The organism is Falsiroseomonas sp. (assembly GCF_051860665.1).
GTDB lineage: Bacteria > Pseudomonadota > Alphaproteobacteria > Acetobacterales > Acetobacteraceae > Falsiroseomonas.
On sequence record NZ_JBHYDM010000004.1, the window covers coordinates 235,927 to 245,634 of the forward strand.

At 69.9% G+C, this 9,708-nt stretch carries 8 protein-coding genes; 3 read left to right on the forward strand and 5 right to left on the reverse strand.

What is annotated here, in order from left to right:
• From ACTIF1_RS06235 to ACTIF1_RS06255, 5 genes are all read right to left on the reverse strand, one after another.
• The gene (locus ACTIF1_RS06235) at window positions 1-1,233 is read right to left on the reverse strand and encodes a geranylgeranyl diphosphate reductase (protein ID WP_439595519.1); all 1,233 of its coding nucleotides are present in this window, start codon (window positions 1,231-1,233) and stop codon (window positions 1-3) included.
• The gene (locus ACTIF1_RS06240; RefSeq protein ID WP_439595520.1) at window positions 1,230-2,561 is read right to left on the reverse strand and encodes a BCD family MFS transporter; all 1,332 of its coding nucleotides are present in this window, start codon (window positions 2,559-2,561) and stop codon (window positions 1,230-1,232) included. The genes ACTIF1_RS06235 and ACTIF1_RS06240 overlap by 4 nt, the downstream gene beginning before the upstream one ends.
• Window positions 2,558-3,457, reverse strand: coding sequence for a chlorophyll synthase ChlG (gene chlG, locus ACTIF1_RS06245; RefSeq protein ID WP_439595521.1), 900 nt, complete (start codon window positions 3,455-3,457; stop codon window positions 2,558-2,560). Before chlG ends, ACTIF1_RS06240 begins: the two co-directional genes overlap by 4 nt.
• A 3-nt stretch (window positions 3,458-3,460) precedes the next feature.
• Window positions 3,461-4,876 carry a transcriptional regulator PpsR gene (ppsR, locus tag ACTIF1_RS06250; RefSeq protein WP_439595522.1) on the reverse strand — a complete coding sequence of 472 codons (1,416 nt, stop codon included), beginning with the start codon at window positions 4,874-4,876 and terminating at the stop codon, window positions 3,461-3,463.
• A gap of 95 nt (window positions 4,877-4,971) precedes the next feature.
• Entirely contained in the window at window positions 4,972-5,946 is a 975-nt protein-coding gene (locus tag ACTIF1_RS06255) for a cobalamin B12-binding domain-containing protein (RefSeq protein ID WP_439595523.1), read from the reverse strand.
• A gap of 294 nt (window positions 5,947-6,240) precedes the next feature.
• On the opposite strand from ACTIF1_RS06255, the gene bchF reads away from it, so the two are divergent.
• The 3 genes from bchF to bchB are packed head-to-tail and all read left to right on the forward strand — an operon-like array spanning window position 6,241 to window position 9,675.
• The gene (gene bchF, locus ACTIF1_RS06260) at window positions 6,241-6,798 is read left to right on the forward strand and encodes a 2-vinyl bacteriochlorophyllide hydratase (protein ID WP_439595524.1); all 558 of its coding nucleotides are present in this window, start codon (window positions 6,241-6,243) and stop codon (window positions 6,796-6,798) included.
• A complete protein-coding gene (locus tag ACTIF1_RS06265; protein ID WP_439595525.1) occupies window positions 6,795-8,072 on the forward strand; it encodes a ferredoxin:protochlorophyllide reductase (ATP-dependent) subunit N in 1,278 nt (425 codons plus the stop codon). Before bchF ends, ACTIF1_RS06265 begins: the two co-directional genes overlap by 4 nt.
• Before the next feature lie 4 nt (window positions 8,073-8,076).
• Window positions 8,077-9,675, forward strand: a complete 1,599-nt coding sequence (gene bchB, locus ACTIF1_RS06270; protein WP_439595526.1) for a ferredoxin:protochlorophyllide reductase (ATP-dependent) subunit B — start codon at window positions 8,077-8,079, stop codon at window positions 9,673-9,675.
• Window positions 9,676-9,708 lie beyond the last annotated feature (33 nt).

Below are 9,708 nucleotides of genomic sequence, written 5' to 3' on the forward strand. Positions count from 1 at the left end.
TCAGGCGTCTCCACGCGAGGTCGAGGCGGTCCGGTCCAGGCGTGGCCCCGCGAGGCCCAGAAGATGCGCCATGTCCTTGAAGAATATCTTGATGTGCGTCAAAGGATCCCGCCGGACGAGTTCCTTGTTCATATAGGCCTCCCAGGTCAGGCGCTGGACGTCCTTGTCCTGGCAGATCGCGACGAACTTCTCGCGGCGCTTGTCCGAGGAATACCAGAAATACTGCATGATCCCGAGGATCAGGAAGACGCGGCCATGCGCCTTCATGAAACGCTTTCGGGCGGTTGCCAGCGCCGATGCGCGGCCGGTGGCGCAGAACTCGGCGGCCGCATCGGCGGCCAGGCGGCCACACAGCATGGCGTAGTAGATGCCCTCGCCGGAGGAGGGTGCGACGACGCCCGCGGCATCGCCCGCCAGCACCACGTCCCGCCCATTGTCCCAGCGCTTCAGCGGCTTCAGCGGAATCGGCGCGCCCTCGCGCCGGATGGTGCGCACCTTGTCGAGCCCGGTCGAGGCCCGCAGCTCCCCCACCGAGCCGCGCAGGGAAAAGCCCTTCTGCGCCGAGCCGGTGCCGATCGAGACCTTGTCGCCATGCGGGAAGATCCAGGCGTAGAAATCCGGCGAGAGCTTGCCCTGGTAGAAGACGTCGCAGCGCTTCGCATCGTATTTCGGCGCTTCATCCGTCGGCGCCGCGACGATCTCGTGATAGGCGAAGACGCAGGGGATCTTCTCCGCGCCCTTCACCGACTGCTTGGCGACCGCGCTGCGCGCGCCATCGGCGCCGATGACGCAGCGGGCGCGGACGCGCCCTTCGTCGAAGGAGTCCTTCGGCATATAGACGACGACGGCCACGCCATCCGCGTCATGCTCGATCCGCTCGAAGCTTCCGGTGCGCCGCGTGGCGCCGGATTCGGCGGCGCGAACTCGGAGGAATTCGTCGAAGGATTCGCGCTCCACCATGCCGACGAAGCCGCCATCGATCGGCATGTCGACCTCGCGGTCCGAGGGGGCGATCATCCGCGCGGCATTGACGCGCGCCACCAGCAGATGCGCCGGGATGTCGAAGTCGCGGATCAGCCGGGGCGGAATGGCGCCGCCGCAGGGCTTGATGCGCCCCGCCTTGTCCAGCAGCAGCACGCTGCGGCCCTGCCGCGCCAGGTCATGCGCCGCGGTGGCGCCCGCCGGGCCGCCGCCGACGACGACGACGTCGAATTCCTCCATGCCCTGGCTCATGCCCTTTGCCCCCCCATCAGCGGCGGGACGTGGCCCGCGCTGGCCCTCTGCCCTGGCGCGCGCCCGATGCGCATCGCCAGCATCGCCGCGACGAGGAAGAGCCCCGCATCGGCCAGGAAAACCGTGACGTAGCCACCGGCCGCGCTGCCGGTCAGCAGCCGGCCGAGATCCAGCACCACCGTGCCGGCCAGGCCGCCAGCGCCGAAGGCGATGGCCTGCGCCGCGCCGAACATCCCCATCCGCACGCCCTGCCGCCCCTCCACCCCCTGGGAGACGAGTTGCATCATCGCGGCGATGGCCGCGGCGGCGAAGGCGCCATTGGCCAGGCCGAGGACGAAGAAGCTTTCGCGCAGCGGGAAGTCGGCGCCCGCCATGCCGGCGCCGGCCAGCGCCACCAGCAGCGCAAAGGCCAGGCAGCAGCCGGCCAGGATGCAGCCGCGCAGCACCGGCACCCGGCCCCCGGCGAGGCTGCCGATGATGGCCGCCAGGATCATCCCCGCCAGCACGCCGCCATGCTGGAGCGAGGACAGCCGCGTGGTCTCGCCCAGCGACATGCCGAAGACGGTGCCGGCGAAAGGCTCCAGGATCAGGTCCTGGGCGCTATAGGCCAGCATCGAGACGAAGACGAAGATGGTGAAGTGCCGCGCCACCGGCTCCGCCCAGACTTCCTTCAGGGCCGGGCCGAAGCCAGAGCGCGCGCTGGCCGCGGGGGCCGCCTGGCGCGGGCCCTCGATGCCCGCCACGGCGGCCAGGGCCAGCAGGAAGGCGAGGACGGAAACCCCGGCCGAGACGGCGATCAGCCGCGACCCCTCATAGGGATCGAGCAGCCGGCCGGCGATCGCCGTGGTCAGCACGAAGCCCGCGATCATCATGATCCAGACCAGCGAGGCCGCCGCCGGCCGCCGCGCCGGCGCGACACGCGCGGCGAGCAGCACCAGCAGCGAGGTGCCGGCCGCGCCGACGCCGATGCCCACCAGCAGGAAGGCGACCACCGCCAGCGCAATGCCGGGGATCAGCGCCGTGCCCATCCACGCCGTCGCCACCGCCGCCAGCACGCCACCCGCGCCCAGCACCGCCATGCCGCCGATGATCCAGGGCGTGCGCCGCCCGCCCTGGTCCGAACCATGGCCGAGCCGTGGCCGCAGCATCTGCACCGCGTAATGCAGCGCCACCAGCAGGCCGGGCAGGGTGGCGGGCAGGGCGTGTTCCACCACCATCACCCGGTTCAGCGCGGCCGTGGTCAGCACCACCACGGCGCCGAGCGCCGTCTGGACCAGGCCGAGCCGCACGATGCCAAGCCAGCCGAGGGGGGGAAGGGCGCCGTTCATGGGGCGAGCGCCACGGCGCTGGCCATCATGCCTGCGACATAGAGGGTGATGCCCGTGCCATTGTACCAGGGCGCCAGGCCGCGCGGATCGCGCAGCAGCTTCCGCATCAAGGCGAGCTGCGCCAGCAGCGAGGCCGCGACCAGCAGCGCCGCGATCGGCGCCTCCCACCACGCCAGCAACGCCACCACAACCGCCTGCGGCACCGCCATGAACAGGCAGGCCACGCGGGCGGCGCGCGGCGCGCCCAGGATGACGGGCAGGGAGCGCAGGCCGAAGCGCGTGTCGCCCTCGATCGACTTGAAGTCGTTCAGCGTCATGATGCCATGCGCGCCGAGGCCATAGAGCACCGCCACCGCCACCACCCGCGCATCCGGCGCGCCGGCGGCCAGCACCGCCACCGCCGTGACCCAGGGCAGCGTTTCGTAGGACAGGCCGCAGGCGAGGTTGCCCCACCAGCCATTCTGCTTCAGCCGCAGCGGCGGCGCCGAATAGATCCAGGCCATCACCACCGCCAGCACCGTGGCAGCAAAGCCCCAGGGGCCGAGCGCCGCGCCGATGGCCAGCGAGGCCAGCGTCCAGAGGATGGCGACGTAAAGGCCCCACATCCCGGGAATGCGGCCCGAGGGAATCGGCCGGTTCGGCTCGTTGATCGCGTCCACGTGGCGATCGAACCAGTCATTCACCGCCTGGCTCATGCCGCAGACCATGGGGCCCGTGAGCAGGACGCCGAGCGCGATGAGGGGAAAATTCTCCAGCACATTGGAGCCGGAGGCCGCGACGCCGCAGCCGAAGGCCCACATCGGCGGAAACCAGGTGACCGGCTTCAACAGCTCCAGCACGGCCGCCGGCTGCAGCCGCGGTGCGGGAAGGTCGATGCTGGTCGCCGGATGGGTCATGCCTCAGCCCTGCTGGTCATCGAGATCACCGAGGCCATAGCGCCGCAGTTTCACGTACAAGCTCTGCCGGCTCAGCCCGAGCATCTCGGCGGCCGAGGCGCGGTTGTCACCGGTGAGCTCCAGCGCCGCCTCGATGCACAGGCGTTCGATGGCATCGGTCGCCTCCCGCACCAGGTCCTTCAGCGGCACGCGGCCGATGAGTTCGGTGAGCTGTTCCACGGAGCGGGTGGCGCCTTCGGCGGCGCGCACCGCGGGGCGGGACCGCGCGCCGATGTCGCGGATCTGGAAGCCGAAGCAGGACTGGCCGCCATTCATCACGGAGACGGCGGAGATCTCCACCTCCACCTGGCCGCCGAGGGCGCCATGCAGCGTGGTGGCATAGAGGCGGACCGCGCCGCGGTTGCGCAGGTTCGACAGCAGCACCTCGAGCTCCACGCCCTGGCGGCCGATCCAGCGGTCCAGCGGTTCGCCGCGCACCTGCTCCTCGCTGGTCAGCTGCGCCATGTCGAGGAAGGCGGCGTTCGCCGTCAGAAGATGGGCGCTGGCATCGGTCACCACGAAGCCGTCGGGGGCGACCTCCACCACCTTCAGCAGCTTGGGCTGCGCCTCCGGCAGCGCGGTGCCCGCCTGGTTCGGCACGGAAAGCCGCACCAGGAACAGCAGCCCCCCTTCCTGCCGGAAGGTGGAGGCGGAGACCAGCACGGGCTCGCCACCCTCGGCCAGATGGGCGGTGACGTCATCCGCGCGCCCGGCGCTGCGCACATTGGCCAGCAGCGCCTGCACCGCGGCGCGGTCCTCGGGCTCGAAGAGCTCGTTCAGCGTGCGGCCGGGCATGCGGCGGGCATTGCGGCCGAACAGGCGCTGCGCGGCGGGATTGGCCTCCATGATCCGCTGCTGCTCGGCATCCAGGATCAGCACCGGATCCATCGACATCTGGAACAGCAGCCGGTAGCGGGTCTCCGCCTGGCGCAGGCGGGAATAGTCCCGCTCCATGGATTGCTGCACTTCGACCATGCGCTGCTGCAGCTGCGACAGCGGCCGCAGGTCGCGGCCGAAGACCACGTGCCGGCCGGCGATGCCGAGCGGGGCCACGGAACAGAGCAGGGGGATGGAGGCGCCGCGGGCCGAGATCTGGTTCACATGCCGCCAGCGCACCGCATCCTTGGCGGGATGGGGGGCGAGCATGGCCTCGATCTTGGGGCGGCTGTCCTTCGCCACCGTGTCGATCCAGGACCGGCCGAGCCAGCCTTCCGGGCCGTCGAATTCGCGCGACAGCTCCTCATTGCTGAAGGCGAGGTCACGGATGATGCCGGCCTCGTCAAGCACGAGGGCGATATCCGCGGCGGCCGCTATCAACCCTGCTGCGGCATCCGCATCCAGTGGGCCGAGCGACGTCCTGGGGGTAGCGAACGATTTCACGAAAAGCTGCGTCCTTCATCCCAAGGGTCCCCTCCCCAGCCGAGCCTCCTGATCGCCTTAAGCCAGTCATTCAATTCCGCCGGGGCGCGCCCCGACTACGCCTCCCGCACCAGCAGCGCCAGCAGCGTTTCGGCCTTCAAGGCCGCCTGCTGGCCATCGGCCGCCGTGGCATCCGCGCCGACCAGCGCGGCCAGCTCCGGCCGATCGATGAACACCCGTCCGCCGACGAGCACCCCGATCTGTGGATTGCGCGAGGCACGCCGCACTTCGCGAATGGCGGTGGCCAGCACCTCCAGCCGATCCTCGCAGGCCAGCGAGAAGCCGACCGCCGCGAACCACTGCCTCCGCACCACCGCCGCCAGCTCCTTCACCGTGGTGCCGGTGCCGGAAGCCACTTCCCAGCCCTGGCGGCGAAAGAACTCGCCCACCATCAGCAGGCCGAAGCTGTGCTGTTCACCCGGCACCGGGGCCAGCAGCACCCGGCGATCCACGGCCGCCCGGCCGAGTCGCGGCTGGAAGGCGGGGCTGTTCTCCAGCACCACCTGCTGCAGGCAGCACAGGCCGATGGTCACCGCCGTGAAGTCGCAGCGGTCCTGTTCCCACATCTCGCCGAGACGCCGGGCCACCGGGGCCAGCAGATAGAGGTAGATGCGGTCGAGCGGCATGCCGCGGGCGGTCAGGCCGCCGACATAGGCGAGCGCGCCGCCGAGGTCGCCCTGCATGGCCAGGCCGGCGACCACCGAGATATCCTCGGAACGCGGCATGCTGGTGCCGGGGCTGTCGATATAGGCGGGGCTGGTGGCCTCACGCCGCGACAGGACGAGGCGCGGGATCACCTCGGTCTCAAGCGTCCGGGCCAGCAGCGCAACGCGTCGGCGCTCCGCGCTGGCGGGCCTGGCCTTGGCCAGGGGAGGTGCGCGAGGGCTGGCCGGCGGGGCGCGGCGATCCGCGCGGTCCGCGTTGCCGGGGCTCTCGTGGCCATGGCCGGGGCGCGGGCCATGCCCTGCCTCCTGTACCTGGCCGGCGATCTCCGCCGTGTGTTGTGCTGCCATCATTGGCTTCGCGGACATCGCCCCCTCCGGTCGTTCTAGTTGAGTGCCGACGGCGGTCCGTGTCAACCGTGATTTACGTCAATCATGCTTGACACTACCGACGCCAGGCCTTTAGCCTCCCTGAACAAGCACGGTGTGGGGAGAGAAAACGATGCGCAGAAAAGAGGCCGATGCGGCCTGCGAGCGCGGTTTTCTTTCTGAACTCCCCCAACGCAGGCGACCGGCCAGGGGCCACGGCAGCCTGAGCGGGACAGCGGACCGCCTTTGACGGAGGGTTGTCAAGTCATGCTTACAACGAACGGTTTGTCCGGATTGCTTGACGCTCTGGACGCCTCTCCCTGGGGGGCCACATCGGGCCGCGCGGCCCGCCACAACCGGGAGGCGCAGCAGCGTCGCCGCCCTCTCTATACGCCCGAGGAGCGCAGCCGGCGGGACAGCACGCCCTGGACCCTGGTGCAGGGGGTGCTGGCGCCGATCCAGTTCGCGGTCTTCCTTGTCAGCCTCGGCCTGGTGCTGAATTTTCTTGCGACCGGCAATGGCCTGGCCACCGCCACCGCCTCCGTCGTGGTGAAGACCGCGCTGCTCTACACCATCATGGTGACCGGTTGCGTCTGGGAGAAGGTGGTCTTCGGCCGCTGGCTCTTCGCCCCCGCCTTCTTCTGGGAAGACGTCTTCAGCATGCTCGTGCTGGCGCTGCACAGCGCCTATCTGCTGGCCGTCTTCACCGGCTTCGGCGATGGCCAGGGCCAGATGCTGCTGGCACTCGCCGCCTATGCCGCCTATCTGGTCAACGCGGCGCAGTTCGTGCTGAAGCTCCGCGCGGCACGGATGGATGAGGCCCGCGCCGATGCGGGCGGCATCGCGGCATGAGCGCCGCGGCCGCCCTTCCCCAGCCTGGTTGCGCCGATGCGCCCGTGCTGCGGGAGCGCGGCCAGCGTGAGGTCTTCTGCGGGCTGACCGGCATCGTCTGGCTGCATCGCAAGATCCAGGACGCCTTCTTCCTCGTCGTCGGCAGCCGCACCTGCGCGCATCTGCTGCAATCCGCCGCCGGCGTGATGATCTTTGCCGAGCCGCGCTTCGCCACCGCGATCATCGATGAGCGTGACCTGGCGGGCCTTGCCGATTGCAATGCGGAGCTGGACCGCGTGGTGACGCGGCTGCTGGAGCGGCGGCCGGACATCCGCATGCTCTTCCTCGTCGGCTCCTGCCCCAGCGAGGTCATCAAGCTCGATCTCTCCCGCGCCGCGCAGCGCCTGTCGCAGCGCTTCCTGCCGCAGGTCCGCGTGCTGAACTATTCCGGCAGCGGCATCGAGACCACTTTTACACAAGGCGAGGATGCCTGCCTCGCGGCCCTGGTGCCCGAGATGCCGGCCGAGCCCGGCGCCGCGCGGTCCCTGCTGGTGGTGGGCGCGCTCGCCGAAGTCGTGGAAGACCAGTTCCTGCGGATTTTTGCGGCGCTTGGTGTGGGTCCGGTGCGCTTCCTGCCTTCGCGTCGCGCGGCAGAATTGCCGGCGGTGGGGCCAGGCACGCGCTACCTTCTCGCGCAGCCCTTCCTCAATGACACGGCGCGGGCGCTCGAAGCGCGCGGCGCGACTCGGATCGCCGCACCCTTCCCGCTTGGAGTCGAAGGCACGACGGCCTGGCTGACGGCAGCCGCCGAAGTCTGGGGCGCATCGCCTGCGCGCATCGAGGTCGCCACCGGCGCCGCCGCGTCGCGGGCCAGTGCCGCGGTGGCGCGGATTCGCCAAAGGCTCGCTGGCAAGAGCATCTTCTTCTTTCCCGACAGCCAGCTCGAGATCCCGCTGGCGCGCTTCCTGTCGCGCGAGCTCGGCATGCGGTTGACGGAGGTTGGCACGCCCTATTTGCATCGCCAGCACCTGGCGGAGGAGCTGGCGCTGCTGCCCGATACGGCGACGCTTTCCGAGGGCCAGCATGTCGAGCGGCAGCTCGACCGCTGCCGCGCGCTGCGGCCGGATCTCACGGTCTGCGGGCTGGGTCTCGCGAATCCGCTGGAGGCGGAGGGGCTGACGACCAAGTGGTCGATTGAGCTCGTCTTCACGCCGATCCAGGGCTACGACCAGGCGGCGGATCTCGCCGAACTCTTCGCGCGGCCGCTGCTGCGCCACGCCAAGCTGACGGTGTAGCGCCATGCAACTCGCCCTCTGGACCTATGAAGGCCCTCCCCATATCGGCGCGATGCGCGTGGCGACGGCGATGGAGGGCGTGCACTACGTGCTGCACGCGCCGCAGGGCGATACCTATGCCGACCTGCTCTTCACCATGATCGAGCGCCGCGCCAAGCGCCCCCCGGTCACCTACACCACCTTCCAGGCGCGCGACCTCGGCGGCGATACCGCCAATCTGTTTCGCGAATCCGTGCTGGATGCCTACGAACGCTTCCGGCCGCAGGCGATGCTGGTGGGCGCGAGCTGCACGGCGGAGCTGATCCAGGACGATCCCGGTGGCCTGGCCAAGACGCTGGGCCTGCCGATTCCCGTCGTGCCGCTGGAACTGCCCGCCTATCAGCGCAAGGAGAATTGGGGCGCGTCGGAGACCTTCTACCAGCTGGTGCGCGCCTGCGCCGGGCCGCACGTGCCGCCGCCCGGCACGCAGCGCACGAAGAACGCCACGCCCCGCTGCAATATCCTCGGCCCCACCGCGCTTGGCTTCCGCCATCGCGACGACGTGCCGGAGGTGGAGCGGCTGCTGGCCGCGCTCGGCATCGAGACGCATGTGATCGCGCCGATGGGCGCGACGCCGGCGGATCTCGCCACGCTCGGCGAGGCCGATTTCAACGTGGTGCTCTACCCCGAGATCGCCGGCCAGGCCGCCGCCTGGCTGCGCCGCAGTTTTGGGCAGCCCTGCACCACGGTGATCCCGATCGGTGTCGGTGCCACGCGGGATTTCGTGCAGGAGGTCGCAAAACTGGCCGGCGTGCCGGCGACGACCGCCGAGGGTACGCTGCGGCTGCCCTGGTACTCGCGCTCCGTCGACAGCACCTATCTGACCGGCAAGCGCGTCTTCATCTTCGGCGATGCGACGCATGCCATCGCCGCGGCGCGCGTGGCGCAGCAGGAACTCGGCTTCACCGTCGTCGGCCTCGGCAGCTATTCGCGCGAATTCGGCCGCGAGATCCGCTCCGCAGCCGCACTCTACGGCGTGGAGCCGCTGGTCACCGACGACTACCTCGAGGTGGAAGCGCAGATCACGGCGCTGCAGCCGGAGCTGGTGCTGGGCACGCAGATGGAACGCCATGTGGCCAAGCGCCTCGGCGTGCCTTGCGCGGTCATCTCCGCGCCCGTGCATGTGCAGGATTTCCCGGCGCGGCATTCGCCGCAGATGGGGATCGAGGGTGCGAACGTGCTGTTCGACACCTGGGTGCATCCCCTGATGATGGGGCTGGAGGAACATCTTCTCGGGATGTTCCGCGAGGATTTCGAGTTCAACGACGGCGTGCAGCCCAGCCATCTTGGCTATGGCGCCCAAATGGGCACGCCGTCACAGTCGGGCAAAGAGGCCGCGCCCGCCGCGCAGCCCATGCCCGTGCCCGCGGCGGAGACTCCCCACTCCGCCGCGGGCGCCCCTTTGCTCGCCTGGGTCCCCGATGCCGAGAAGGAGTTGAAGAAGATTCCCTTCTTCGTCCGCGGCAAGGCCCGGCGCAATACCGAACGCTTCGCGCAGGAACGTGGCATCGGGACCATCACGATCGAGACGCTCTACGACGCGAAGGCGCATTTTTCGCGGTGAGATATCTCTCTCGCCGCCGGACCGGAGGGCCTT